The organism is Kitasatospora sp. NPDC056184 (genome assembly GCF_042268405.1).
Taxonomy (GTDB): Bacteria; Actinomycetota; Actinomycetes; order Streptomycetales; family Streptomycetaceae; genus Kitasatospora.
Genome location: NZ_JBHJUI010000006.1, coordinates 319,918 through 345,236 on the forward strand (window position 1 = coordinate 319,918; position 25,319 = coordinate 345,236).

Sequence of the window (25,319 nt, forward strand, 5' to 3'; positions counted from 1 at the left end):
ACTGGTGTGGCCCCGATCGAACTCCTGTCACCCCCCGTCGGCATACTGGCGCGATGCCGATCGCCGAAGATCCAGAACCGCGCCCGTCCGAGGGCCGGGAACCGGACGGGAACGCCTCGTCCGGACCGGACGGGAAGGACCCGTTCGCCGACCTCGTCCTCGACGAGGAGTTCGTCCGGGGCGCCTCCGTCAAGGAGCAGGCGGGCCGCACCCGGATGCTCGCCGCCCAGTGGAAGCACACCCCGCCGGTCGACCCGGGCGGCCGCCGCTCGGTGAACGACGGGCCGGCGCCGAAGAAGCGGTTCGCCCGCAGGGGCCGGCCGGTCGACGCGTGGGGCAACCCGCGGCCGCGGCGCTCCCTGGAGTGGCGCACCCCGCTGTTCGTGGTGCTGGCCGTCGCCCTGGTGCTCGCCGCGCTGAACATCGACGGGCTGCGGTCCTGGTACCAGAAGCGCTCCGGCGACACGGCGAGCACGGCCCCCGTCCCGACGATCGCCCCGGCGACGGCCCAGCCGACCGCCCCGCCTCCCCCGGTCGACCCGACGCAGCCGACCGTCGACCACCCGTGGGCCGGGTCCCCCGCAGAAGGGTGGCCCACCAGCATCACGGTGTTCGAGCCCAAGGAGCCGCCGGCGGCCACCGGGGTGTTCACCGCTCAGCAGGTGGCCGACCAGGTCGAGCTGGTCAAGGCATACCTGGCCGCGGCCAACCTGGACCCGAAGGTGGTGGCCGGTGCCCGCCCCGAGGCGGCCCTGGCCATGCTCGAGTCCGATCTCCGGGAGACGGCCGAGAAGGCACTCGCCCGGCCCTCCTCCGAGTCCAGCCCCACCACCTGGTTCAGCCGCTTCGACGCACGCGACGCGATCCCGATCGGCGACGGCTACCGGCTCCAGGGGTGGATCAGTGTGGAGGGGGACGGCGACCGGGGTGTGCTGGTGCACACCGACTTCACCTTCGTGTACCCCGTCCGGCCCGGCCCGGACGCGGCCAAGCGCGCCACGGCGCCCAAGCCCTCCCGGCCGGCGCAGCCGTCGGACGCCCCGGCGCCGACCGGGCCGGCGGCCGGCGCGGTCAAGCCGGTGGGCCTGCTCACCCCGGTGGACGACGTGGCCGGGGACACCTGGACGACGCGGACCCTGGTGCGCCGGGCGGACACGTTCCGCTTCTACGACCCGGCGAGGTTCGACGTCGAGCCCGGCAAGCTCTACGTCGCCCGCCACCGGTCCGACGCCGCCAACAGCGAATGCGGCGTTCACGACGGCTACTACCACCCGCAGTTCGACCAGTTCGCGGCCGCCCAGGCACCGAACCCGAACCAGTCCGGGCCGACCGAGGACCCGTACGACCTCACCCAGCCGCCGAACACGAGCGACGTCTGTGGGACGGCCAGCCGGAGCTGACCGGCTCAGCGCCGGCGCTTGGCCCGGCCCGGCGTCCTGGCGCCGGGCCGCCCGCTGCGGTTGGCCTGCCGGCGCTCGTGGCGGTCGAGCTCCCGCTCGTAGCGGGAGCGCCGGACGGCCTCGCCCGGGGCCTCGCGCAGGCTGCGGACGAAGTAGGCGAGCAGGGCGCCGACCCCGCCGATGATCCAGACCACGCCGAGCGACTTCTCCTCGGCCATCCAGCCGGTCAGGTTCTCCTTGCCCTCGGTGAGCAGCTTCCAGGTGCGCAGCGCGGCGAGCAGCGAGCAGATCGCGACGGCGGCGACCAGCAGCCCGTTGAGGAACCCGCCGTTGTCGGCCACCCGGATGCCGTCGACGGCGAAGCGCAGCACGAGGGCGGCGGCCGCGGCGGAGAGCAGGGCGCCGGCGGGGACGAGGACGCGGCGGAGCCGGTAGTCGCCGCCGCGCTCGACCCAGCTGGTGCCGAACCAGCGGATCGGCTCCGGTTCGGGGGCGCCGGCGGGCTGGGCGGTGGGGCTGGGTTCCTGGGTCACGGTTCCGATTATCCCCGGTGGCCGGGAACGGCGGAGGAGCCGTCCCGGTGGCCGGGACGGCTCCTCGTGGCGCTGCTCCGCCGCGGGCGGGGTCAGCCGAGCTTGCTGACGTCCCGGACGGCGCCCTTGTCGGCGGAGGTGGCCATCGCGGCGTACGCGCGCAGGGCCTGGCTGACCTGGCGTTCGCGGTTCTTCGGCCGGTAGCCGCCGCCGGCCTCCAGCGCGCGGCGGCGCTCGTCCAGGACCTCGGCGGGCACCTCCAGCGAGATCCGCCGGCCCGGGATGTCGATGGCGATGGTGTCGCCGTCCTCGACCAGGGCGATGGTGCCGCCGGACGCGGCCTCCGGGGAGGCGTGGCCGATGGACAGGCCCGAGGTGCCGCCGGAGAAGCGGCCGTCGGTGACCAGCGCGCAGGCCTTGCCGAGGCCGCGGCCCTTGAGGAAGGAGGTCGGGTAGAGCATCTCCTGCATGCCGGGGCCGCCCTTGGGGCCCTCGTAGCGGATGACGACGACGTCGCCCTCCTTGACCCGCTTGGCGAGGATCGCCTCGACCGCGTCCTCCTGGGACTCGACGACGACGGCCGGGCCGCTGAACGTCCAGATCGACTCGTCGACGCCGGCGGTCTTCACGATGCAGCCGTCCTCGGCGAGGTTGCCGTACAGCACGGCGAGGCCGCCCTCGACGGAGTAGGCGTGCTCGACGCCGCGGATGCAGCCCCCGGCGGCGTCGGTGTCCAGCGACTCCCAGCGCTCGGACTGCGAGAAGGCCTCGGCGGAGCGGACGCAGCCGGGGGCGGCGTGCCACAGCTCGACGGCCTCGGCGGACGGCGAGCCGCCGCGGACGTCCCAGGTCTTCAGCCACTCGGCGAGCGAGTCGGCGTGCACGGTGTGCACGTCCTCGTTGAGCAGCCCGCCGCGGTACAGCTCGCCGAGGATGGCGGGGATGCCGCCGGCCCGGTGCACGTCCTCCATGTAGTACGAGCCGTTGGGCGCGACCTTGGAGAGGCAGGGGACCTTGCGGGAGATCGCGTCGATGGCCCGCAGGTCGAAGTCCAGCTCGGCCTCCTGGGCGGCGGCGAGCAGGTGGAGGATGGTGTTGGTCGAGCCGCCCATGGCGATGTCGAGGGCCATGGCGTTCTCGAAGGCCGCGCGGGTGGCGATCGCCCGGGGCAGCACGGAGGGGTCGTCCTGGCCGTAGTGGCGGTTGGCGATCTCGACGACGGTGCGGCCGGCGTCCTCGTAGAGGGCGCGGCGGGCGGTGTGGGTGGCGAGCACGGAGCCGTTGCCGGGCAGCGAGAGGCCGATCGCCTCGGTGAGGCAGTTCATCGAGTTGGCGGTGAACATGCCCGAACAGGAGCCGCAGGTCGGGCAGGCGTTCTCCTCGATGATCGCGATGTCCTCGTCGGAGACGTTCTCGTTGACCGCCTGGGAGATCGCGTCGACCAGGTCGAGCTTGCGCACGGTGCCGTCGACCAGGGTCGCCTTGCCGGCCTCCATCGGGCCGCCGGAGACGAAGACCGTCGGGATGTTCAGGCGCAGCGCGGCCATCAGCATGCCGGGGGTGATCTTGTCGCAGTTGGAGATGCAGATCAGCGCGTCGGCGCAGTGCGCGTTGACCATGTACTCGACCGAGTCGGCGATCAGGTCGCGCGAGGGCAGCGAGTAGAGCATGCCGCCGTGGCCCATCGCGATGCCGTCGTCGACCGCGATGGTGTTGAACTCGCGCGGGATGCCGCCCGCCTCCTTGATCGCCTCGGAGACGATCCGGCCGACCGGCTGGAGGTGGGTGTGGCCGGGGACGAACTCGGTGAAGGAGTTGGCGACCGCGATGATCGGCTTGCCGAAGTCCTCGCGGGCTACGCCGGCCGCCCGGAGAAGCGCCCGGGCGCCTGCCATGTTGCGACCGTGGGTGACCGTACGGGACCTCAGCTCGGGCACTGTGCTCCACTCCTTCGGAGGCTGGCTGGCGGCCCCGGTCGTTCGGAGGGTGCGGGGCCGCTGTGTCCGTCGAGCCTACGCCCGCCGTCCGGGCGGCGGATGCCGCGTCCGCGATGCGGTCAGCCGGGGACCACCGCGAGGGTGAGGTCGAGGAGGTACGGCGCGGTGACCGATCCGTCCGGGAACTCGGCCCGCAGCGCCTCGCGCTCGCCCTCCAGCAGCGCGCGGCGACGGTCCTCGTCGAGGACGGCGACGTAGGAGCGCGAGGAGATGTCGGTGATCAGCTGGTCGACGGTGGTCCGGCGCTCCCAGCGGAGCACCGTGCTGACGGACTCCAGGCCGACGCGGCGCCACTGCTCGGCCGCCGTCTCCAGTTCGTCGAACTGGCGGACGGCCCCGGGCAACAGCGCGCGCTCCCGGGCGCCGGCGGCCCGGACCCAGGGCACGTCCTGGTCCATCACGTTCCACCACGCGGCGAGGGCGCCGCCCGGGCGCAGAACGCGGACCGCCTCGGGGACGGAGCGCTCGGGATCGGTCCAGTGGAAGGCCTGGGCATAGGTGACGAAGTCCGCCGAGTCGTCGTGGAACGGCAGGTCGTCGCCGGTGCCCCGGACCAGCGCCAGCCCCGGACCGCTCGCCAGGAACTGCGCCGCCATCCCCGCGCTCGGCTCCACCCCGACCACGTCCGCGCCCCGGGCCGCCAGCAGCCGCGTCGAGATCCCGGTGCCCGCGCCGACATCCAGCACCCGGGCACCCCGCAGGCCCCGGCCCGCCAACCGCTCCAGCTCGTCGAACAGCTCCGGCGGGTACGACGGCCGCGCCCGGTCGTACGCCGCCGCCACCCCACCGAACGACTCCGCGAGCTTTCGGAACTCCTGCACGTCCGTCATGTCCCCTCCCCGGAACGGCTGTTCATCTCAGGCGTCAGCGTACGCGCGCGGACGGTCAGGCCGGGGTGACCGCCACGGTGAGGTGCAGCACGTACGGCTCGACCACCCAGCCGTCCGGGAACTCCGCCAGCAGCGCCGCGCGCTCGACGGCCAGCAGCGGCTCGCGCCGCTCCGGGGTGAGCGCGGCGAGGTAGGAGCGCGAGGAGAGGTCGGAGATCAGGTGGTCGACGGTGATCCGGCGCTCCCAGTGGAGCACGGCGGTCCCGATCCGCAGCCCGTACGGGGCGAGGTGGGAGGTGAACTCGTGGACGGCGCCGTAGCCGTGGTAGGTCTCGGGCAGCGCGGCGGCGAGCCGCTCGCCCATCGCCCGCACCCAGGCGACGCCGCTGTCCTTCACGTTCCACCACGCGGCGAGGGCGCCGCCGGGGCGCAGGACGCGGACCGCCTCGGGGACGGAGCGCTCGGGATCGGTCCAGTGGAAGGCCTGGGCGTAGGTGACGAAGTCCGCCGAGTCGTCGTGGAACGGCAGGTCGTCGCCGGTGCCCCGGACCAGCGCCAGCCCCGGACCGCTCGCCAGGAACTGCGCCGCCATCCCCGCGCTCGGCTCCACCCCGACCACGTCCGCGCCCCGGGCCGCCAGCAGCCGCGTCGAGATCCCGGTGCCCGCGCCGACATCCAGCACCCGGGCACCCCGCAGGCCCCGGCCCGCCAACCGCTCCAGCTCGTCGAACAGCTCCGGCGGGTACGACGGCCGCGCCCGGTCGTACGCCGCCGCCACCCCGCCGAACGACTCCGCGAGCCGGCGGAAGTCGCCGCCGGGCCTGGTTCCGGTGCCGCTCTGTTCCGCCATGTCTCCCCCTGAGTAAGACAGTTCGTATGCCGTCAGCGTACGCGCGCGGGGGTGGCCAGGTGCAAGCGGGTAAAAGCCAGCGCCTCGGCGAGATCGGCCTCACGTTCGGCGGGCGACGCGGCCCGGCGGGTGTTGACCTCCAGCACCACGTGGCCGTCGAAACCGGTCCGGGCGAGGTGCTCCAGCAGCTCGGCGCAGGGCTGCTTGCCCCGGCCCGGGATGAGGTGCTCGTCCTTGCCGGAGCCCGAGCCGTCCGCCAGGTGGATGTGGGCGAGCCGCTCCCCCATCCGGTCGACCATCGCGAAGGCGTCCACCCGCGAGGTGGCGACGTGCGACAGGTCGATGGTGAAGTGCCGGTACTCCTCGTCGGTGACGTCCCAGCCCGGCGCGTACGCCAGCATCTCGCGGTCCTTGTAGCGCCACGGGTACATGTTCTCGACGGCGAAGCGCACGTCGGTCTCCCCCGCCATCCGGTGGATGCCCTCGACGAACTCGCGGGCGTACTGGCGCTGCCAGCGGAACGGCGGGTGGACGACGACCGCGCTGGCGCCGAGCTTCTCGGCCGCCGCCCGGGCGCGGACCAGCTTGGTCCACGGGTCGGTGGTCCACACCCGCTGGGTGATCAGCAGGCACGGCGCGTGCACGGCGAGGATCGGCATGCCGTGGGCGTCGGAGAGGCGGCGCAGCGCTTCGATGTCCTGGCTGACCGGGTCGTTCCAGACCATCACCTCGACGCCGTCGTAGCCGAGCTTGGCGGCCAGCTCGAAGGCGATCGCGGTGTTGGCCGGGTAGACCGAGGCGGTGGACAGGGCGACCTTGGTGTCCGGGATGTGCAGGGTCGGGTGGGTAGGCAGCACCAGGCGGTCGGTGGTGCGCAGCAGCGGGGGGCGGGCGGCGGCCTGGCGGGCGGCCTTGACGGACTTCACGGACTGGACGGCGGCCTTGGCGGCGCCGGCCGCCCGGGCGGTGCGGGTGCTGCGGGCGGGCTGGGCGGCGGGGGCCTCGGCCTTGCCGGGGACCGCCTCGGCGGGGGCCTCGGCCTTGCCGGGCGGCTTGGCCGCGGTCCTGCCGGGGGCGGCGGCCGCGGTCCTGCCTGCCGCCTCGGTCGCCTTGGTCGCCTCGGTCGGCTTGGTCACTTTGGTCGCTTTGGCCGCCGCCCGGGTGGCGGCCTTGCGAGCCGCCTTCTCGGCGACGCCGCCGGCGGCCTCGCGGGCGGCCTTGCCGAGCTTGCGGGGGCGGGCGGGCCGGGGGGCGGGGGCGGGCTGATCGGCCTGATCGGCCGCCTCCGGGGGCGGGCCGGGGGCCGGATCCGGGGTCCCGGCGGTGGAGGGCGCGGCGGCCGTGTCGCGGCCGGTACGGCGCGGGGTGTCGTGCCGCGGCTGCCCGTCCTCGGGAGCGCGGCCCTCCCGCGTTCCGTCCTCGCCCGCTGGTTGCGCCACGGGAGACAGCGTAAGCGGACCGCGCCCGGAACGGGGAGCGGATCAGGGCCCGCCCCGCCGTCCCGGGCGCCGTCCGTCAGGGGGTGAGGGCGGGCCGGCGGCGGTCGGCGGCGCTGTCCATGGCGTCCAGGCGGCGCAGGATGATCCCCTCGCGCAGCGCCCAGGGACAGACGTCCAGCTCGTCCAGGCCGAACAGGTCCATCGCGGCGTCGGCGACCAGCGCCCCCGCCAGCAGCTGCTTGGCCCGGCCCTCGGAGACGCCGGGGATCTGCGCCCGTTCGGCGACGGTCATCGCGGAGAGCCGGGGCAGCCAGGCGGCGAGGTTGTTGCGGGTGAGCCGGCGGTCCGCGTACGGGCCCGCGTCGGCCGGGGCGGCTCCGGTCATCCGGGCGAGCTGCTTGAAGGTCTTGGAGGTGGCGACGGCGTGGTCCGGGGCCCCGAGGCGGGAGATCTCGCCGACGACGGTGGCGATCTCGGCGCGGATGTGCCGCCTGAGGCCGCGCAGCTGCTCCGGGTCGGCGACGTCGCCGGGCAGCCAGCGGGCGGTCAGCCGGCCGGCGCCGAGCGGCAGCGAGCAGGCCGCGTCGGGCTGCTCGTCCAGACCGCAGGCGATCTCCAGCGAGCCGCCGCCGATGTCGAGGTTGAGCAGGCGGCCGGAGGACCAGCCGAACCAGCGACGGACCGCCAGGAAGGTCAGCCGGGCCTCGTCCTGACCGGAGAGCACCCGGAGCTCGACACCGGTCTCCTCGGCGACCCGCTGCAGCACCGCCTCGCCGTTGGCGGCCTCGCGCACGGCGGAGGTCGCGAAGGGCAATATGTCGACCACGCCCTTGTCCTCGGCGACGCGCAGCGAGGAGGCGACCATCCCGATCAGCCGCTCGACGCCGGTCCCACTGATCGCACCCTGCTCGTCGAGGAGTTCGGCGAGCCGCAGCTCGGCCTTGTGGGAGTAGGCGGGCAGGGGGGCGGCGCCCGGATGGGCGTCCACCACGAGGAAGTGGACCGTGTTGGAACCTACGTCGAGAACACCGAGTCGCATAACTCTCCACGCTACGCGATCCGGCGCCGGAAGAGACCGGTCGTGCCGGGTGTTCGTGCTGGTCCGGGCGCTGATCGCGGCTCCGGCGGGCCTCCCGGGCCGGGTTCGGCACAGTCGTTCGAACGGTATTCGGACGGTGTTGTTCCGGCGTTCACCCGGGAGGCGGAGGGTCGGTGCGGCGGGGCGGTGCGGCAGGGCGGAGCGGGCCCTTCAGAGCGGACCGTTCAGAGCAGGCCGTCCCAGAGCTGCTCGACGATCACCGCCCACCAGTTCTCCGGGTCGGCGAAGACCTCCGGGTCCAGCGCGGCGAGAGCGCGCTGCAGGTCGGCGACGGCCGCCCCGGCGGCCTCCGGGTCCAGCCCGCGCAGGCCCGGCAGCCAGCCGGCGAACAGGTCGAGGGAGCCGACGAAGGCGCTGAGCGAGGCGTTGCAGTGGCGGGCCGTGGCGTAGTCGGGGTCGACGGCGCGGACGGCGCCGCAGGCGGTGTCCAGGGTGATCAGCGCCCAGCCGTCCGTACCGAGCACCAGCTGCGGGGCGAGCGCCCGGCGCTCCCGCTCGGCCACCCGGGTGCCGCGGCCGGCCGCCGCCAGGTGGTCGGCCACCGGCGCGAGCACCCCGGCCGGGCGGAGGCCTTCGGGGGGCGCGGCCGCGAGGGGCGTGCCGCCGAGGACGGGGTCCGGGCGCGGGTCGTGCAGGGCGAAGTAGCCCTCGACGGCCGCCGGCACGCCGACCGTCAGCAGCATCCGGGCGTCCTCCGCCGGCAGGTCGGCGCGCGCGACGTCCGCGGCGGCGAACCGCCGGACGCCGTCCGGGCAGAACCGTGCGGTCAGCCGTTCCGCGAGCGCGCGTCCCTCCTCGGCGGGCGTCGAAGGGACGGACGCCGGCGGGACGGACGCCGGCGGGACGGCGCGCGGGAACGGCACCCGGTTGCGGGCCGGGCCGGTGCCCTCCTCCTGCGCGAGCGCGCGGACGGCCGCCGCCCGGTGGTCGGAGCGCGGCCCGTACGGCAGGTCGAAGTCGAGGCGCGCGCCGGGGAGTTCGGCGGCCAGCGCGTACGCCCAGTAGCCGCCGGGCAGGGCGCTCAGGCGCAGGTCGGTGCGGACGGCGAGCACCTCCTCCGGCCGGACGCCCCGGTCGCGCAGCCACCACCAGCCGCGCAGCGCCGGGTGCGGCAGGCCGGGCGCCGACCGCAGGGCCAGCACCCGCCGCTCGCCCGCCGCGTCACGGTAGGTCAGCTCGGCCCGGGTGCCGCGGCCGGTCGCGGGCGGCCGGGTGGGGTCGTAGCCGCCCGCGCCCACGAAGTCCCGGTACAGCCGGACCACCTCGGGCACCGGGACGGACGGCCAGACGGTGAACCGGCCGTCCGTCCGGTCCACCACGGCGCAGGCCGCCCCGATCTCCTCGGGTGCCCGGCGTTCGCCGGTCAGCGGGTCCACGTGGACCGGCGGGGGCTCGGCCCAGACCACCCAGCCCAGCTCGAACTCGTGCGAGCGGACCCGCCGGGCCCGCGCCGTCGGCAGGTCCCCGTTGATCCACCGGTGCGCCGCCTCGATCGCCGCCGCCCTCGTCACCGCCACCGCGGCCCCTCCGATCCCTCGTGCCCGGCCCCGCCGCGCCCACCTCATTGTGCCGACCCACGCCCCACCGACCAGCCGCCCGCCACCACGGCGCCGGCCCGGACCGCACCGGTGCGGTCCGGACTGCTCTCATACTCCGGAGCAGGAAGGCATCCTCTCGGTGCCAGAACTCATCTGCCGTACCTTCTAGCCATGGACGCAGGAGACTGGATCGCCGTTTGTGCTGGGGTCGTTGCCCTGGGAGCCGCCGTCACAAGCGTGGCGCAAGCCAGAAGCGCGTCCTCGGCGGCCGAGTCCGCCAAACAACAGGCCCGTGCTGCCGACGAGCAGGTCACCATCGCTCGTCAGCAGCTGGACCACGCAAGAGCGGCCCAACGGGAGCAGAACGAGCCGTACGTCATCGTCGATATCCAGCCTAGCGACCCGTCCTCGGGAGTTCTCGTAGTCGTCATTGAGAACATTGGCCCAAGTGTTGCTCGCAACGTGCGGATCAGCGCCGATCCGCCGCTGGTGTCTGGCTGGGGCGATGACCTGACCGAGATGTTGCAGCGAGCCCTGGACCGCACGATTCCCATGCTTCCGCCGGGGCGCCGGCTGGAGTACCTACTCGATGACCAGCAGCGATTCAAAAGCGACCTGCCCACGGCCTACCACTTCACTGTCCAGTCCGATGGGCCCTACGGGCCGATCGAGACTCTGGAATATACCGTCGACTTCAGCACATGGGCCGAGTCGCTTATGGGGAAGCGCCCTACGAAGCAGCTTGAAGACAAACTCGACAGGATCGACAAGAGGCTGAAGGATCTGGCTGAAAGCTACGGCCTGGCCAATGCGCCAGGCATCCGCGATGAGAGAGCGCGGAGGTACGAGGCCATGCAGGAACGACGCCAGGCGCAAAGCCGGCCGAGCGACCCCATACCGCCCGGCAATCCGCTCTGAAGGCAACGGGGGCGGGCCACCGTGAACAGTAGATGGGGTCAGCTTGTGTCACGCCATGCCGGGCGGTGGCAACCGGCCGACACTGGTCAATGTGGCATCCACATCATCTGGCGTCCCCGAACCGCAGGCCCACCACGCAGGCTTCGCGGTACGGCGTTTCACCACTGGCGATTCCGTGGGCGATCTGACCCGCCTGCTTCATCGCGCTTATGCCGAGCACGCCGAGGCAGGTCGGGTCTTCTTCGCCGCCTACCAGTCCGCACAGGACACAGCCGCCCGAATATTGAAGGGGGAGTGCTGGCTCGCCTTCTTTGGCGCTGAGCTGGTGGGCTCGGTGACCGTGGCGGCCCCATACGAAACGCCTGAGGGGTATCCGGCCCCGACAGGAGCGGGATCGTTCTGGCAACTGGCAGTCGATCCCGGTCACCGGAAGACGGGGCTGGGTCAGCAGTTGCTGCTTTTGGCGGAGGATCGCATTGTTGCGCTCGGGGCCGCAGAGGCGATCATCGACACGTCGGTCCAAGCCGTTGAGCTGGTCGGCTGGTATCGCAGGAGAGGCTATGTGCCAGTCGGAACATGGCGGTGGGACGTGACCAACTACGAGAGCGTTGTTCTGCTGAAGGACCTGGCTGCACAATGCGACGACAGCACGGGCTGGCGGTGACGCCCTGGTGAAGGAAAATACCGCCAGCCCGGGCCGGCTGGCCTGGCCCTACTGACTGAGAATTCGGGTCGCGTCCTTGGCGGCGAGGACGAGCGCTTCGTCGAGTGCTCCGGTGCGACGTCCGCCGGCACTGGCGACGGTGCCCTTACCACCGGTCCCGCCGCCGACCTCGCGTGCGGCGGCGATGAGGGTCTGGCTCGCATGGGTGCCGACGTCGTGAAGGCTTTGGGTGATGGCGGCGGCGAGGAGGGCCTTGCCGTCATGTCCGGTGCCGAGGACGACAACCGCGAAGTCTCTGTCGAGGAGGTCGGCGGTGTTGGTGGCAAGAGTGCGAAGTTCGTCAGGGCCGACGCCGGTGACCTTCTCGATGACGAGCCTACCGCCGGGGACAGTACGGGAAGTGGCGGCGAGTTGCTGGGCGCGGGCGCGAAGGTCGGCGTCGCGGAGGCGGGCGAGTTCCTGTTGGGCGGTGGTGAGGGCGTCGAGGCGCTTGCGGAGGGTGTCGGGGGCGTCCTGGGGGCGGGTACCGAGGAGGGTGGAGAGTTCTTCGAGGAGGCGGCGTTCGGTGTCGTGGTAGGTGAGGGCGTCGCGGCCGGTGAGGGCTTCGATGCGGCGGAGGTTGGAGCCGATGGAGGCTTCGCCGAGGATGCGGACGGGGCCGGCGTTGGAGCCGTGGGGAACGTGGGTACCGCCGCAGAGTTCGCGGGAGAAGGCGCCGATGTCGACGATGCGGACGTGGTCGCCGTACTTCTCGCCGAACAGGGCGGTGGCTCCGGCGGCCTCGGCTTCGGAGCGGGTGGCGTGCCAGATACGGACTTCGGGGTCGTCGAGGAGGTGGTCGTTGACGAGGACCTGGATGGCGGCGAGCTGGGTGGGGTCGAGGGCGGAGAAGTGGGCGAAGTCGAAGCGCAGGCGGCCGGCGTCGACGAGGGAGCCGTGCTGGCGGGCGTGGTCGCCGAGGGTGCGGCGGAGCATGGCGTGCAGGACGTGGGTGGCGGAGTGGGAGCGGGCGACGGCGTCGCGGCGCGGGCCGTCGATGAGGGCTTCGGCCTGTTCGCCGGTGCGGATCTCGCCTTCGCGGATGCGGACGGTGTGGACGTGGAAGCCTTCCAGGCCGAGCCTGGTGTCCAGGACCTCCAGGAGCGCGCCGCCGGTGGTGCGGATGGTGCCGGTGTCGCCGACCTGGCCGCCGGACTCGGCGTAGAACGGGCTGCGGTCCAGGACCAGTTCGAGCGTGCTGCCCTGGTCGGCGCCGGGCACGACGGTGCCGTCGGAGATGAGGCCGAGAACGGTGGCTTCGGTGTCGAGGCGGTCGTAGCCGGTGAAGTCGGTGCGACCGTGGCGGGAGGACAGTTCGCGGTAGGCGTCCTGTCGGCGCAGGGCCTCGACGGTCTTGGCCTTACCGCCGGCCTTGGCACGCTTCTGCTGTTCGGCGAGCAGGGCGGTGAAGCGCTCCTCGTCGACGCTCAGCCCAGCGTCGCGGGCGGCCTCGATGGTCAGCTCGACGGGGAAGCCGTAGGTGTCGTGCAGTTCGAAGGCGGTGTCTCCGGTGAGGGCGGTGGAGCGGCTGTCGCGGCTGCGGGTGATGGCGGCGTTGAGTAGCCGGGTGCCCTGGGTGAGGGTGCGGGTGAAGGATTCTTCCTCGGCGGTGACGACCTGCTCGATGAGGGTGGCCTGGCTGGTGAGTTCGGGCCAGACGTCGCCGAGGTTGGCGATGACGCTGGCGGTGGCCGGGGCGAGGACGGGCCGGTCGATGCCGAGCATGCGGGCGTGGCGGATCGCGCGGCGCATCAGGCGGCGCAGGACGTAGCCGCGGCCGTCCTTGGCGGGCAGGACGCCGTCAGCGATGAGGTAGGCGATGGAGCGGGCGTGCTCGGAGACGACCTGGAAGGAGACCTTCTCCTCGACACCGGAGCCGCTGCCCGGGTAGTCGCGGCCGGCGAGTTCCTGGACGGTGGTGAGTGTGGGCAGGAGGAGGTCGGTGCTGCAGACGTTCTCGACGTCCTGGAGGATCGCGGCGAGGCGGTCGAGGCCGAGGCCGGTGTCGATGCTCTGCTGGGCGAGGTCGCCGAGGATCGGGAAGGTGCCGTTGTCGTCGTCCTCGCCGCGCATGGACTGCATGAAGACGAGGTTCCAGATCTCGACGTACCGTTCGCCGTCGACGGCCGGTCCGCCCTCGCGTCCGAAGGCCGGGCCCCGGTCGTAGTTGATCTCGGAGCAGGGGCCGCAGGGGCCGGGGACGCCCATGTCCCAGAAGTTGTCCGCGCCGAGGCGCTGGATGCGTTCGGCGGGGACGCCGATCTTGCGCCAGAGCTGTTCGGCCTCGTCGTCGCTCTGATGGACGGTGATCCAGAGGCGGTCCTTCTCCAGGTTGTAGCCCTGGGTGAGGAGTTCCCAGGCGTAGGCGATGGCGTCGGCCTTGAAGTAGTCGCCGAAGGAGAAGTTGCCCATCATCTCGAAGAACGTGGCGTGCCGGTTGGTGCGGCCGACGTTGTCGATGTCGGAGGTGCGGGCGCACTTCTGGATGGTGGTGGCGCGGGGGTACTCCGGGGAGACTTCGCCCAGGAAGTAGGGCTTGAACTGGTTCATGCCGGCGTTGGCCAGCAGCAGGGTCGGGTCGGAGGGGATGAGTGGGCTGGACGGGACGTGGCGGTGGCCGCGTGAGGTGAAGAAGTCCAGGAAGGTGGAGCGGATTTGCGTCGAGCGCATGGCGGTAGGGCCCTCACGGAAGAGTCGCGGAGAGGTGGGGGGTGATCACACGCCGAGCCGGGCCGAGAACGAGGACTGAGTGGTTCTCAGTTCTCCAGCTCGGCGCAGATAGCTCGCGCCCCCACGGTGTAGACCATGACTCCGGTATCCGTCGCTCTGAGGTGGCGCAGCCGACAACGGACGCAACGGTGCGCTGCAGCTGCGCCACCAACAGTAGCGGCTCCGGGGTCAAGATCGCTTGGAGTTGTCCTCCTGACGGCCGATGCCAACCAGGAGGGGCAGGACGAAGGCGGCGTGGTCGGCGCGGGGCATCACGAGGTGGGCTCCGGCTCGGGTGAGCGCTTCGGGGCCGGCGAATCCCCAGCCGGCGCCGACGGCGGTGACACCCGCGGCGTGGGCGGCGCGGATGTCGGTCTCGGTGTCGCCGACGAAGATGCCCGCCCTCGGAGGGACGTCGAGTCGGTCGAGGGCGAGCAAGACGCCGTCGGGGGCGGGCTTGGGCTGGGCGTCCTCGTAGCAGACGACGGTGTCCAGCTGGTCGAGGATGCCCTGCGGCAGCAGCCAGTTGACCCGTTCGCGGCTTCGCAGGGTGACGACACCGGTGCCGACTCCCGCCTCGCGGAGCGCGGCGAGGGTCTCGGCGACGTACGGGAACACCTCGGCGGTCAGGGTGGCCGTGGCGCTCGCCGCGGCCCAGCCTTCCTCGTTGATCGATCCGTCCAGTCCGAGGTCGGATAGAACGTACTCGCGCGGGGTGGTCGCGGCGCCAGCCGGGAGATCGGCTACGGTCACCCGCTTGCCGATGGCGACGGTCGCATAGCCTGCCAGGGTGGCGAGTTGGGCGTCCCGGCTGTCGACGAGGACGCCGTCGAGGTCGAAGAGAACGGCCCGCTTCACGCGGCACCACCCGCCCGGGGCGCCGGCAGGTCGGCCTCGGTGAACAGCGAGCGCAGCGTGACGCGCTGCTCGGCCAGCAGCGTCCGGCCGCCGAGCGGGCGCTCCAGGACGCACAGCGCGTGGGTGACCGGTCCACCCACCATCCGCAGGATGCGTGCCATGTGGAGCAGTTGGCCGCCGGAGCGGACCACGTCGTCGACCAGGACGATGCGGCGGCCGTCAATGGGAAGGCCTTCGACCTGGTGGAACGACCCGTAGCTCTTGGGCTTGCGGCGCACGAAGACGGCGGGCAGGCCGGTGGCCGCGGACAGCGCTACGACGAGGGGGACGCCGCCGAGTTCGATGCCGGCGAGCACCTGGGCGTCGTCGGGGACGAGGTCGGCCATGGCGGTGGCGGTGTCGCGCAGCAGCGCGGGGTCGGAGGCGAGCCGGTACTCGTCGAAGTACGCGTCGAGCCGGCCGCCGTCGGCGAGCTTGAACGGGGCGTTGACGCACGCGGTTTCGGCGAGTCGGGCGGCGAGGCCGGCCGACGGGGTGCGGGTGGTCATGCTCCTCCGATCGGGGTGGTGTCGAGCGAGGCCAGGTGGGCGCGGAAGGCGTCGGCGGACTCGGCGGTGGTGAGGAAGCCGAGCGGCCGGGTCGGGGTCTCGTACAGCCACCGCTCCTCGCGTAGGAAGGCGAGCAGGCGCAGGGCCGACGCGCCCGCGAGACAGACCGGCACGGGCCGGATGGTGGTCGCGTAGTAGAGGGCGGCGGTCAGCTCGTGGAGGGTGCCGACTCCGCCGCCCATGGCGACGACCAGGTCGGCGTTCTCCAGGTAGTGGTTGAGGCGGGCGCCGGGGTCGGGCACGTGGACGGACAGGGTGGTGTGGGGGTTGAACGCGCCCCACTCGTCGTGCTTGCCGGTCAGCGTGACGGCGGTGACCGTGGCTCCCTGGCCTCCGGCTCCGCGGGCGGCGGCCTCCATCAGCCCGTTGTAGCCGCCGTGCAGGAGCTGGTACCCGGCCTGGGCGAGGGACCGGCCGATCTCCTCGGCCAGCGTCCCCTCCTGGGCGGAGGCGGGGACGACGCCGCCGAAGAAGACGGCGGTCAGGCCCTCGCGGGCCCGGCTGGCGGCCGGGCCCGCGAGGTGGAGTGCGTTCACACCAGCTCCTGGTAGGTGCGGTAGGCGGCGACGGCGTCGTGCAGGCCGTCGAGCGCCTGCGGGCAGGCCCGCTCGGCCAGGGCGAGCACCCGCTCGATCGCCTCGGTGACGTCGGCCGCCTCCGGGATGGCCGGGCCGCTGATCGCGGCGTCCAGGTCGCCCAGGCAGGCGCGGCCGATCGGGGTGACGGCGATCTCCTCGCGCAGCTGGTACCAGCCCCAGAACCGCGAGGCGGGGGCCAGGGCGGTCTTGATCAGGTCCTTCGTGGCCGTGTGCAGCCGGTGCCACTCGGAGTACGCCACGAACCGCTGGCCGCGCTTGATCCGCTTGTGCAGGAGAACGGCCAGCACCAGGTGTTCGATCAGCAGCTCGGCGCAGGAGCGCGGCCGGGCGAGGAAGGCGGCGGCGAAGCTCTCGGCCGCCGCGACGTCCGGCGCGGTGACCGGTCCGGGCTGGCGGTCGAGGAGGATGGCGGTGCTGACCGTCTCCTGCAGCCGCGGGATCCGGGAGGCCGGTGCGACGTAGAGGTCGATCTGGTGGAGCTTGCCCTCGTCCGGGACGAGGAAGACCATCCCGACGCCGCCGAGGTCAGCGACGATCGTGTCGCGCCAACCGGGCAGCAGGGCGCCGACCTCGACCGGCATCAGGGTGTCCAGGGCCTCGACGAACGACGGGAACCGGGCGTCGTGGACGCCGGCGACGAAGTCGACGTCGGACAGGCGGTCGGCAGTGCCGTGGGCCAGCGACCCGCGGACCATCAGGTGGGTCACCGCCGGGGAGGTGGCCAGGATGTCGGCGAGCTTCGACAGCAGCGGCAGCTGCGCGGGCCGGTTGGCCTGGGTGATCGCCGCCAGTTGCAGGGTGGGCATGCGCTTCTTCCTTCCGGGCGTGGGTGCGGGCTGGGATCAGGCGGGGATGGCGAGGAGGCGGCGCTTGGCGGTGTCCCAGCGGGTCGCGGCCTCCATGTCGCCGAGGGAGGTGTGCAGTTCGGCGATCAGGTCGTAGACCGTGCCTTCCGGCAGGGCGTAGGTGTAGAAGAGCCGCAGCAGCATCCGCTCGGCCGCCTCCGTGTAGCCGAGGGTGGCCATGTTGCGGGCGCTCTCCAGCCGCGCGGCGAGGACCGTCTGGTCGGCGACGGGCAACGGCTCCGCGACCACCGGGCTGAGCGCGGGACGGCGGGCCAGGTGGCGGTAGGCGTCGTCGGCGTACACGTCGGCGATCAGGTGGATCCGGTCCGGGCCGAGCAGGTTGCACACCCCGTGGGCGTACGTCGGCGTCAGCCGCCAGATCCGCCCACCCGTCATGTGCACCTTGGTGCCGCCGGTGACCAGGAAGGCGGACCTGTTGGTGTGCAGCGGGACGTGCAGCCGGTGCCGCTCGACCTGGTCGAGGTCGTCGTAGTCGCGGTGCTCCCAGAGAAAGGCGTTGCCCTCCAGCCGGGCGAGCCGCACCCACATGAAGTCCAGGCCGAGGTCGGCCAGGAACGCGGCGGTGGCCGGCATCCGGCCCAGCAGGTCGGTAGGCCGGGCCGCGCAGTCTCCGATCGTCACGTCGGCGGCGTCACCAGAGGCGTTCATCAGCGAGGTGGTCCACCAGCCGCCGGACTGGTAGGCGCCGTACTCCGCCTTCCAGGGGGCCTGGGCGGTCAGGGCTTCGTGGCGCATCCGCTCCAAGTGGGCGGAGTCCACGGCGTCCAGCTGGGCGATCTGCCCGACCAGAGCGGTCAGGGTGATGTCCATCGGTTCCCTCCCGTTGCCGGCTCGCGGTACGGCGAGCCGGTCTGCACGTGATGCTGGATGGAGTCGATCGGGCGCCGGTCCCAGCGCCCTTGATCTCACGCTTCGCTTCCGCTCATACACGGACAGCGACGTTGCGTTCAGGATGGCGGCGCCGAATGCGGCACCGATACGACGCGGCCGCCGCCACCATCCCGCCGCCCTGGCCTGCAGTGAGACCGGAGCCATGTCGGAGTGCGCCATGACTGCCGTCACGGCCGCCGTCATCTGGGCCGGGACGGCCTCGAACGGGTTTCCTGTCAAGCCATGATGGCTATCGTCAGAGCAGACGAACGGGGACTGAGATGATCCGTGATGGCTGAAACTCCCACACTCTTAAGAGTTTTGACGCTTCAGCGGCACTGGCAGGTCTACGAGACCTTCCGCCTCCGGTTCGAGGCGACGGCGAACTCGACCGCCGATCAGGAGCGCGACCCCCGGCTCCGGGGTCTGTCGGTCTCCAAGCGGCAGTTCGAGCGTTGGTACGGCGGCGCGGTGAAGACCCGCCCATACCCGGACCAGTGCCGGGTACTGGAGGCCATGTTCGGCGTCGGCGTCGACCAACTCCTCGCACCCGCACCGGCCGGCCCCGTATCCGTGCCCGCTACCGCCGCCTCGTTCGTCGTCCCGCCGCCACGGCCGGCCCCTGTCCTTCTCCCACCCGAGCGGGCAACGGTACTGCCCGTCGATGGCCCCTCCAGCAGCGAGCCCCGCTTCGACGCGGGCACCACGGAATTGGAAAGGCAGGTCACGATGGCGGCTCGTCGTGCACTTCGGTTCACCGCGATAGCGGAGGGCAGCAGCATCGGCCCGGAAACCCTGGGCCAGATCCACGAGGAGGTGCGGCGGCTGACCGTCGCCTACCCGAAGTTGGCGCTGCCGACCCTGCTCGGCGACCTGGTCGAGGTTCAGGACCTCACCTTCCGCCTGCTGGAGCACGGCCGCGTCAAGCCGTCACAGGCCCGGGAGCTGTACCTGCTCGCCGGGATCACCTCCGGCATGCTCGCCAAGGCCAGCCACGACCTGGGAAACCCGAGCGCCGCGATGATGCAGGCCCGCACCGCCTTCGTCTGCGCCGACAACGCCGACCACCACGCCATGCGCGCCTGGGTACGCTCACTCCAGTCGCTCATCTCCTACTGGGCCGGCCGCCCCGGCGAGGCCGCCGACTACGCCGCCCTCGGACAGGACACCATCGGCGATATCCGCGGCACCACCAGCGTCTGGCTGGCCTGTCTCTCCGCCCGCGCCCACTCTCTCCTCGGCAACGGTGAGGCCACCCGCTTCGCGATCCAACAGGCCGAGGAGGCCCGTGCGACCGTCGAACCCGACGACCTCGACGCCTTCGGTGGCATCATGGCCTTCCCGCTGCCCCGCCAGCTCTACTACGTCGCAGAGGCCACCGTGCAGCTCGGCGAAGACGCGGCCCTCGGCGAGAGCCAGTCCGAAGCCGCCGTCTCCGCCTACCGCAACGCCTCCGAGGACGAGTGGGCCTTCGGCGACCAGGCCGGCGCCCAGACCGACCTCGCCCTCGCCCGCATCGCCCGAGGCGAGATCGAGGGCGCCGCCGAAGCCGTCCGCCCCGTGCTCGACCTCCCCGTCGAACAACGGAACTTCGGCATCGTCAGCAGCGCCCAACGCGTCCACGCCGCCCTGCACGGCACCGGCCGTCGCAGCAGCGGTGGCGCGGCGGCCGACCTGCGCGGAGAGATCGAGGCCTTCACCGCCGCCCCGACCTCGGTCCTCGTCCGGTGACCCTGCGGATAGGCTCCGCACCCATGACTCCAGTCCAGCCGGCCGGCTCCCGCGTCGCCCTGCGCGAGGTCGAACCCGGGGACACCGACGACCTCCTGGCGATCTACGGCAGCCCCGAGGCCACCCGGTACCTCAGCTTCGAACCCCGCACCCGCGACCAGGTGCAGGCCATCATCGATCGGTCCATCGACTCCGCCGGGGACACACCGAGGACCGAGTACGGCCTCGCCGTCACCAGGCTCGGCGAGCACCGGCTGATCGGCTACGCGCGTCTGGCCACCGAGCCGCAGCAGGCCGCCACCATCGGGTTCGCCCTCCACCCGGCCGAGTGGGGCCGGGGTCTCGGCACGGAGACCGTTCATCTGCTGTGCTCCCTCGGCTTCAAGAGCCTCGGCCTGCATCGCATCTGGGCGGCCCGGTCCCCCCTCAACGAGGCTTCCGCACGGACCCTCCTCCGTGCGGGGATGACCGAGGACGGCCGGATCCGCGACCACGTCTTCGTGCACGGTGCCTGGCGCGACTCGATCACCTACTCGATCCTGGAGCAGGAGTGGGCGTCGAGGATTGAGCGGTAGTCCTGGCGCTGCCTCGTGGGCCGGGCAGCTTCGAATATGTAGGTCGGTCTACAGAATTCACCGTTGTACGAGCGGAATATGTAGACCGGTCTACCTTCCCTTGCACTGAATCTGTAGACCGGTCTGCATAAAACCCTGGGACCGGGCAGGGGCAGGGGGTGGTGGGAACGGTCGCGGGGGTCACGGGGTGGGGGCGAGCAGGTCGAGGGGGCGGCCTTCGGGGGTGAGCGCGATGGCCCAGAGGCCGTGGTCGGCGGGGTGGAGCGGGGCGGGGGCCTGGCGGCCCGCCTGGTGGTCGAGGTAGGTCACGGCGTCCCGGTGGTTCACCGCGTTCCACGCGTGCGGACGGCCGAAGCCGTCCACGGTGAGCAGCACGGCCTGGGCGCCGTGGCCGGCCCGGCGCAGCTCGCCCGCCAGGCGGGCGAAGGCCTGCTCGCCGTCGCCGAGGTCGCGGAACGGCGCGCCGAGTTCGCGTTCGGCGCGGTCGCGGCCGCCGCGTTCGCCCGCGTCGCCCTCGGTGGGGAGGCGCGGGGCCGCGCAGGTCGGCCGGCCGGTGAAGGTGTCCACGGCGGAGAGGGCGATCTCCAGGCTGTTGTTGGCCCGCCCCGGTGCGCGGTACCCGCCGTCGTTGACCACCTCGGTCCAACCCCCGGCCGCGGGGTCGGGGTGGCGCACGGGCAGGCCGTCTGCGTCCCGGGGCACCCGGCGTTCGAGCTCGCGCTGGTGCTCCGGGTCGACCGGGCCGAGTCCGCCGGGCAGACCGGTCGGCCGGCTGTCGGCGATGGTCCGCAGCGGGACGACGGGCGCGCCCGGGACACCGTCCGCGCGCAGCGCGCGCATGGCCAGGTGCAGGGCGGTCGCATGCGCGGTGGCCACCGGCACCACGCCCCAGACGAGCCCGGGCTGGACGTCGGCGGCCGCACCGTCCGGACGGCGGCGGTGCGGGTGGTGGCCGTCCGGGTGGTCGTCGGACCGCCCGGGCGCGGGGCCGGGGCCCGGAACGGGTGCGGGCGCGGGGGCCGCGCCCGCGCCGGGCGGCCCGGCCGCCGGCGGAGCCGCCGGGGGCGGGGGGACGGGCAGCGGCACCGCGGGGCCCACCGGCACCACGGCCGGGTGCGCGCCCCCGGCGGCCGCGCGGGGAGCCGGAGCGCCCGGCGCGGGAGCGGTCGACGGCGCGGATCCCGGCGCGGGGGCGGTCGACGGCGGGCCGGCCGGGGCGCCCGCCCCGATCCCGCTGCCGAACGGGGCCGCGCCGTGCGCGCCGAACGTCCCCGGCGCCGGGGACGGGCCCGGGGCCGCGCCCACGGCCAGCGGTCCCGGGCCGACCGCCCCGCCGCCGGTACTCGGCGGCGCGGTGAACGGCGCGGCGTGGGAACCGGGGTGGGGGGCGGCGACCTGGGGCACGGCCGTCCAGCCGCCCGCGGCCGGAGCCGGAGCCGGAGCCGGGCCCGGGACGTCGTAGGCGGTGACGGGCTGGGGTGCGGGCGGCGCGAGCACCGAGTCGGTGCGCACGGTCACCGGCGCGGCGACGTACCCACCGCCACCGCCTCCCCCGCCGCCCGCGCCGTGCGCCGGGCTCGGCGCAGGCGCGGCGGCCGGCGGCAGCAGGTAGTCGTCGTCGGCCGCGCGGCCGTGCCCGGAGGAGCCGGTCGGACCGCCGCCCCCTCCCCCGCCCCCGTCGGCGTGGTGGACGGGCGTGGGACCGGACCCGCCCGGGGCCCGGTCCCCACCACCGCCGCCACCGCCACCGCCGGACCCACCTGTGCTCGGGCCGTCCGTGAACCCTTCCGGCCCCGGACGGGGCCCGTGGCCGCCCGGACCGGGACCGGTCACCACGCCCTCGGGCCCGGGACCGTCCCCGGAGGCCCCGAAGACTCCCGGGGCCCCCGCCCCGAGCACGACGTCCGCCCCGGCCGCCACCGCCGCCACCGGCCCGCCCACGCCGGGCGCGCCGGGCCCGCGCGCGTGGCCGTTCCCGTCCGCGCCACCGTCCGCGCCGTCGCCGCCCCCGTCGCCCACCCCGTCGTCACCGGGCCCGCGGCCGTGCCGCCCGTCCGCCCCCGCGGCCCCGGCCAGCGGCACCCCGGTGATCTCCCGGCCGTCCTGCCCGGTCAGCACCGGCCGCCCGTCCTCGCCCAGCACCGGCCGGCCGTGCTCGTCCAGCTTCACCGCCAGGTTCTCCAGCCCGACCACCGGCCGGCCGTCCGGACCCGGCACGACGAGCAGGCCCTCGGCGTTCGCCACCGCGGTACCGTCGGCGCGCACGATGACCGGGTCGCCGTGCTCGTCCAGGACCGGCCGCCCGGCCTCGTCCAGCTTCACGGCCAGCCCGGGCACGCCCACCACCGGCTTGCCGTCCTGCCCGAGCACCACGGCCAGCCCCGTCCCGGCGGGGCCGCCCAGCACCCCCGGCTCGCCGAGGACGGCGGGCAGTCCGGCGGCCACCGGGTCGAAGGCCCCGCCCACGCCGCCCGGGTACCCGGCCGCCCGCACGCCCTCGGCGCCCGGCGGCGCCAGGCGCAGCAGCGCGACCACGGCCGGCTCCCGCAGCGCGGCGCCCAGGCCGTCCTTCATCGCCCGGCCGAGCTCCTCCAGCAGTCCGCCGATCTTCAGCCCGGCGGCCTCCACCGCGGCGGCCGCCACCGCCCGGGCGGCCTGTTCGGCGGCGGCGCCGGCGGTCTGCCGCGCCGCGTCGAAGACCCCGCCGACGCCGGCCCCCGCCCCCGCGCCCGTCCCCGGCGCCGAGGCGGCCGCGGCAGCGGCAGCGGCCCGGGCCGCCTGCTCCTCGGCCTTCTTCAGCTCGGCGGCCAGCTCGTTGAGCGCGGCGACGATGTCGGCCTTGCAGGAGTCGACGGCACGGGCGGCCGCGTCGAAGGCGCCGGCGACCAGCCCGGCGGCGGAGTGCGCGTCGTCCAGGTGCCCCTTGCCGCCGCCGCGGAAGGCCTGCCAGTACGCGGCGAAGGCCTCGACGGCGCGGCCCGAGTTGTCCCCGGTGACGCGCTGCACGGCGTCGCCACCGCGCTTGGCCAGCCGGTCCGCCTCGGTGCCGAACTCGCGCCAGAGCCCGGCCGCCTTGCGCAGCCCCTCCTCGTCGGCCAGCGGCCACCGGCGGCCGGTCCGGGCCAGGACCGGCACGAGTTCCTCGGGCAGTTTCCGTGACACGCGCTTCCCCCTTCGACGGACGGGCGCGGAGCCTGTCACTCGGATGTTCTCGGATCGGGCCGCGGCTTCCCCGGCCCGGCGGCCGTGCGTGCCCCGGGGGTACCTCCCGGCCGCCAGGCTGGGGGCGCGCGCCCCGACGGAGACCCGGGAGACGGGCCCCACGGGCCCCACGGACCCGGGCGGCGCCCCGCCCCACCGGAGGGACGCGCGGCGGGCCCCGAACGGTGCGCGCGGCGGCCGTCAGGCCGAGCGGTCCTTGGCGGTGCCCCGGCCGACCGCCGCGCCCCCGGCGAAGGCGCTCGCCGCCGAGGTGTCGGTGTCGGCGGTCCGCTCGGCCATGCCGTGCAGACCCGCGCCGACCGTCCCGAGCCGCCCGGCCAGCCCGCGCAGCCCGCCCATAAGCCCGCCGTGCGCCTCCCGGTAGACGGCGGCGAACCCGCTGCCGGGCCCGTCCGCGCCCCACGGGCCGCCGAGCGCGGCGAGCCCCTGTTCCAGGGCGGCGGCGGCCTTCCCGAAGTCCGCCGAGATCCGCTCGAACTCCCGCCCTTCGCCGTGCAGTTCCCACGGCTTGATGACGAACTCGCTTGCGCCGCCGGGCATCCCGGCACCTCCCCGTGTCATGGACCGGCCGCCATCCTAGGGCCCGTTCTCGGACCCCCGCCTGCCGTCCGACGCGCCCCCGGCCCCCGGCCGGGAGGTACCCCCAGGGCCCACACGCACCCGGACGCCGCACGGCCCACCCTTCGGGCGGACGGCGGGGGTTAGAGGACCGGCCCTGGCACCGCCCCACCCTTCCCCGGCGTCCACCGACGGCCCTTTCACCCGGCCCTCACGGCGGCCGCGCACCCACCTCGCACCCCGCTGAGAACCCCATCGAGCACCCCGTCGAGCACCCCATCGAGCTCCCACCGCGTACCCCACCGAGAACCCCACCCCCGGCCACCGGAACCCGCCGCTCGCCGCCCACGCCCCGCCGGCCACCGGCCACCGCGCGGTGAACTCACCGTAAACCCCGTGGCCACGGACGGTTCGCCGCCCCGCGAAGGCTCTACCCTTGCCGAGTGGCAGCAGCAGACACGTCCAAGCACAGCACCAGCACCCCCAAGGGGAAGAAGGCCAAGCCGAAGGCCGTCGGCCCGGCCGCCGTCGACCTCGCGATGCCGGTGCTCCGCTCCGAGCTCCGTCCCGAGGTCCCGCTCGACTTCCCGCGCGCCTGGGTCGAGTTCACCGACCCGGACGACGCGGAGCAGGTCTTCCGCTGCGACCTGACCTGGCTGACCTCCCGCTGGTCGTGCATCTTCGGCCAGGGCTGCCAGGGCATCCGCGAGGGCCGGGGCGAGTCCGACGGCTGCTGCACGCTGGGCGCGCACTACTCGGACGAGGACGACGAGAAGCGCGTCACCGGCCACGCGGCCCGGCTGACCCCGGAGCTGTGGGAGAACCACCCGCACGGCACCGACGCCAAGGGCCGGATCAGGACCGACGGCGGCATCACCATGTTCGACGAGGACGGCGACCGCCAGACCCGGCGGGTCAACGGCGCCTGCATCTTCGTGAACAGCCCCGGTTTCGCCGGCGGAGCGGGCTGCGCCCTGCACGCGCTCGCCCTCAAGGAGGGCCGCGAGCCGCTGGAGACCAAGCCGGACGTCTGCTGGCAGCTGCCGGTGCGCCGCACCTACGACTGGATCGACCGCCCGGACGACACCCGCTACCTCCAGGTCACCATCGGCGAGTACGACCGGCGCGGCTGGGGCCCGGGCGGGCACGACCTGCACTGGTGGTGCACCGGCAGCCCGGACGCCCACCAGGGCGCCGACCCGGTCTACGTCAGCTACCGCCCGGAGCTGACCGAGCTGATGGGCCGGGCCGCCTACCGGGTGCTCGCGGGGCTGTGCGAGGAGCGGATCGCCACCAAGGGCGACCGGAAGGTGGCCCCGCACCCGGCCGACCCGGCGAAGAAGCCCAAGGCGGCGAAGGACGCGTAGCGGCGAGGGCGCGGGTGGGCGAGGGCGTGGGTCCGCCCCGCCCCCTCGC

At 73.9% G+C, this 25,319-nt stretch carries 21 protein-coding genes; 6 read left to right on the top strand and 15 right to left on the bottom strand.

Going from position 1 to position 25,319, the window contains the following annotated elements:
* Positions 1 to 53 precede the first annotated feature (53 nt).
* Positions 54 to 1,400, top strand: coding sequence for a hypothetical protein (locus ACFC0B_RS15525; RefSeq protein ID WP_376086319.1), 1,347 nt, complete (start codon positions 54 to 56; stop codon positions 1,398 to 1,400).
* A gap of 5 nt (positions 1,401 to 1,405) precedes the next feature.
* On the opposite strand, the gene ACFC0B_RS15530 is transcribed toward ACFC0B_RS15525, so the two are convergent.
* The 7 genes from ACFC0B_RS15530 to ACFC0B_RS15560 all read right to left on the bottom strand — a co-directional run bounded on the left by ACFC0B_RS15530 (position 1,406) and on the right by ACFC0B_RS15560 (position 9,665).
* Positions 1,406 to 1,933, bottom strand: coding sequence for a hypothetical protein (locus ACFC0B_RS15530; protein WP_376086320.1), 528 nt, complete (start codon positions 1,931 to 1,933; stop codon positions 1,406 to 1,408).
* Positions 1,934 to 2,025: 92 nt separating this feature from the next.
* Positions 2,026 to 3,870: a dihydroxy-acid dehydratase gene (gene ilvD, locus ACFC0B_RS15535; protein WP_376086321.1), complete on the bottom strand. Its 1,845-nt coding sequence runs from the start codon at positions 3,868 to 3,870 to the stop codon at positions 2,026 to 2,028.
* 119 nt (positions 3,871 to 3,989) lie between these two features.
* Positions 3,990 to 4,760: a class I SAM-dependent methyltransferase gene (locus ACFC0B_RS15540; protein WP_376086322.1), complete on the bottom strand. Its 771-nt coding sequence runs from the start codon at positions 4,758 to 4,760 to the stop codon at positions 3,990 to 3,992.
* Positions 4,761 to 4,815: 55 nt separating this feature from the next.
* Positions 4,816 to 5,610 carry a class I SAM-dependent methyltransferase gene (locus tag ACFC0B_RS15545; RefSeq protein WP_376086323.1) on the bottom strand — a complete coding sequence of 265 codons (795 nt, stop codon included), beginning with the start codon at positions 5,608 to 5,610 and terminating at the stop codon, positions 4,816 to 4,818.
* Positions 5,611 to 5,642: 32 nt separating this feature from the next.
* Positions 5,643 to 6,470 carry a sugar phosphate isomerase/epimerase family protein gene (locus ACFC0B_RS15550; protein WP_376086392.1) on the bottom strand — a complete coding sequence of 276 codons (828 nt, stop codon included), beginning with the start codon at positions 6,468 to 6,470 and terminating at the stop codon, positions 5,643 to 5,645.
* A 655-nt stretch (positions 6,471 to 7,125) separates the two neighbouring features.
* Positions 7,126 to 8,088, bottom strand: coding sequence for a Ppx/GppA family phosphatase (locus ACFC0B_RS15555; RefSeq protein WP_376086324.1), 963 nt, complete (start codon positions 8,086 to 8,088; stop codon positions 7,126 to 7,128).
* 224 nt (positions 8,089 to 8,312) lie between these two features.
* On the bottom strand, positions 8,313 to 9,665 hold the full coding sequence (locus ACFC0B_RS15560; protein WP_376086325.1) for an SUKH-4 family immunity protein: 1,353 nt from the start codon (positions 9,663 to 9,665) through the stop codon (positions 8,313 to 8,315).
* Positions 9,666 to 9,857: 192 nt separating this feature from the next.
* Here ACFC0B_RS15560 and ACFC0B_RS15565 point away from each other — a divergent pair, with 192 nt between their 5' ends.
* A complete protein-coding gene (locus ACFC0B_RS15565; RefSeq protein WP_376086326.1) occupies positions 9,858 to 10,604 on the top strand; it encodes a hypothetical protein in 747 nt (248 codons plus the stop codon).
* A gap of 91 nt (positions 10,605 to 10,695) precedes the next feature.
* On the top strand, positions 10,696 to 11,268 hold the full coding sequence (locus ACFC0B_RS15570) for a GNAT family N-acetyltransferase (RefSeq protein WP_376086327.1): 573 nt from the start codon (positions 10,696 to 10,698) through the stop codon (positions 11,266 to 11,268).
* Between the two features lie 48 nt (positions 11,269 to 11,316).
* Here the strand turns inward: ACFC0B_RS15570 and alaS are convergent, their stop codons facing one another.
* The 6 genes from alaS to ACFC0B_RS15600 form a co-directional block, all read right to left on the bottom strand.
* The gene (gene alaS, locus ACFC0B_RS15575) at positions 11,317 to 13,977 is read right to left on the bottom strand and encodes an alanine--tRNA ligase (protein WP_376086328.1); all 2,661 of its coding nucleotides are present in this window, start codon (positions 13,975 to 13,977) and stop codon (positions 11,317 to 11,319) included.
* 228 nt (positions 13,978 to 14,205) lie between these two features.
* Entirely contained in the window at positions 14,206 to 14,874 is a 669-nt protein-coding gene (locus tag ACFC0B_RS15580; RefSeq protein WP_376086329.1) for an HAD family hydrolase, read from the bottom strand.
* The gene (locus ACFC0B_RS15585; RefSeq protein ID WP_376086330.1) at positions 14,871 to 15,422 is read right to left on the bottom strand and encodes an orotate phosphoribosyltransferase; all 552 of its coding nucleotides are present in this window, start codon (positions 15,420 to 15,422) and stop codon (positions 14,871 to 14,873) included. The genes ACFC0B_RS15580 and ACFC0B_RS15585 overlap by 4 nt, the downstream gene beginning before the upstream one ends.
* A complete protein-coding gene (locus ACFC0B_RS15590) occupies positions 15,419 to 16,018 on the bottom strand; it encodes an LOG family protein (protein ID WP_376086331.1) in 600 nt (199 codons plus the stop codon). The genes ACFC0B_RS15585 and ACFC0B_RS15590 overlap by 4 nt, the downstream gene beginning before the upstream one ends.
* Positions 16,015 to 16,887, bottom strand: a complete 873-nt coding sequence (locus ACFC0B_RS15595; RefSeq protein WP_376086332.1) for a hypothetical protein — start codon at positions 16,885 to 16,887, stop codon at positions 16,015 to 16,017. The genes ACFC0B_RS15590 and ACFC0B_RS15595 overlap by 4 nt, the downstream gene beginning before the upstream one ends.
* Before the next feature lie 36 nt (positions 16,888 to 16,923).
* Entirely contained in the window at positions 16,924 to 17,757 is an 834-nt protein-coding gene (locus ACFC0B_RS15600; RefSeq protein ID WP_376086333.1) for an aspartyl/asparaginyl beta-hydroxylase domain-containing protein, read from the bottom strand.
* Positions 17,758 to 18,138: 381 nt separating this feature from the next.
* On the opposite strand from ACFC0B_RS15600, the gene ACFC0B_RS15605 reads away from it, so the two are divergent.
* Together ACFC0B_RS15605 and ACFC0B_RS15610 are read left to right on the top strand one after the other, a co-directional pair.
* Positions 18,139 to 19,548 (top strand): hypothetical protein, encoded by a 1,410-nt coding sequence (locus ACFC0B_RS15605; protein WP_376086334.1) that lies wholly within the window; start codon positions 18,139 to 18,141, stop codon positions 19,546 to 19,548.
* A 23-nt stretch (positions 19,549 to 19,571) separates the two neighbouring features.
* Complete coding sequence (locus ACFC0B_RS15610; protein ID WP_376086335.1) at positions 19,572 to 20,123, top strand: GNAT family N-acetyltransferase; 552 nt, start codon at positions 19,572 to 19,574, stop codon at positions 20,121 to 20,123.
* Between the two features lie 180 nt (positions 20,124 to 20,303).
* On the opposite strand, the gene ACFC0B_RS15615 is transcribed toward ACFC0B_RS15610, so the two are convergent.
* Positions 20,304 to 23,285: a toxin glutamine deamidase domain-containing protein gene (locus ACFC0B_RS15615; RefSeq protein ID WP_376086336.1), complete on the bottom strand. Its 2,982-nt coding sequence runs from the start codon at positions 23,283 to 23,285 to the stop codon at positions 20,304 to 20,306.
* A gap of 240 nt (positions 23,286 to 23,525) precedes the next feature.
* Complete coding sequence (locus tag ACFC0B_RS15620; protein ID WP_376086337.1) at positions 23,526 to 23,885, bottom strand: hypothetical protein; 360 nt, start codon at positions 23,883 to 23,885, stop codon at positions 23,526 to 23,528.
* 557 nt (positions 23,886 to 24,442) lie between these two features.
* Between ACFC0B_RS15620 and ACFC0B_RS15625 the strand changes: the two genes are divergently transcribed.
* A complete protein-coding gene (locus ACFC0B_RS15625) occupies positions 24,443 to 25,270 on the top strand; it encodes a hypothetical protein (RefSeq protein WP_376086393.1) in 828 nt (275 codons plus the stop codon).
* Positions 25,271 to 25,319 lie beyond the last annotated feature (49 nt).

Bases quoted from the DNA above. Each gene is read 5' to 3' on its own strand.
- alaS (WP_376086328.1), bottom strand. From the start codon at position 13,977: ATGCGCTCGACGCAAATCCGCTCCACCTTCCTGGACTTCTTCACCTCA.
- ACFC0B_RS15525 (WP_376086319.1), top strand. From the start codon at position 54: ATGCCGATCGCCGAAGATCCAGAACCGCGCCCGTCCGAGGGCCGGGAA.
- ACFC0B_RS15585 (WP_376086330.1), bottom strand. From the start codon at position 15,422: ATGACCACCCGCACCCCGTCGGCCGGCCTCGCCGCCCGACTCGCCGAA.
- ACFC0B_RS15620 (WP_376086337.1), bottom strand. From the start codon at position 23,885: ATGCCCGGCGGCGCAAGCGAGTTCGTCATCAAGCCGTGGGAACTGCAC.
- ACFC0B_RS15600 (WP_376086333.1), bottom strand. From the start codon at position 17,757: ATGGACATCACCCTGACCGCTCTGGTCGGGCAGATCGCCCAGCTGGAC.
- ACFC0B_RS15610 (WP_376086335.1), top strand. From the start codon at position 19,572: ATGACTCCAGTCCAGCCGGCCGGCTCCCGCGTCGCCCTGCGCGAGGTC.
- ACFC0B_RS15625 (WP_376086393.1), top strand. From the start codon at position 24,443: ATGCCGGTGCTCCGCTCCGAGCTCCGTCCCGAGGTCCCGCTCGACTTC.
- ACFC0B_RS15555 (WP_376086324.1), bottom strand. From the start codon at position 8,088: ATGCGACTCGGTGTTCTCGACGTAGGTTCCAACACGGTCCACTTCCTC.
- ACFC0B_RS15565 (WP_376086326.1), top strand. From the start codon at position 9,858: ATGGACGCAGGAGACTGGATCGCCGTTTGTGCTGGGGTCGTTGCCCTG.
- ACFC0B_RS15540 (WP_376086322.1), bottom strand. From the start codon at position 4,760: ATGACGGACGTGCAGGAGTTCCGAAAGCTCGCGGAGTCGTTCGGTGGG.
- ACFC0B_RS15545 (WP_376086323.1), bottom strand. From the start codon at position 5,610: ATGGCGGAACAGAGCGGCACCGGAACCAGGCCCGGCGGCGACTTCCGC.
- ACFC0B_RS15595 (WP_376086332.1), bottom strand. From the start codon at position 16,887: ATGCCCACCCTGCAACTGGCGGCGATCACCCAGGCCAACCGGCCCGCG.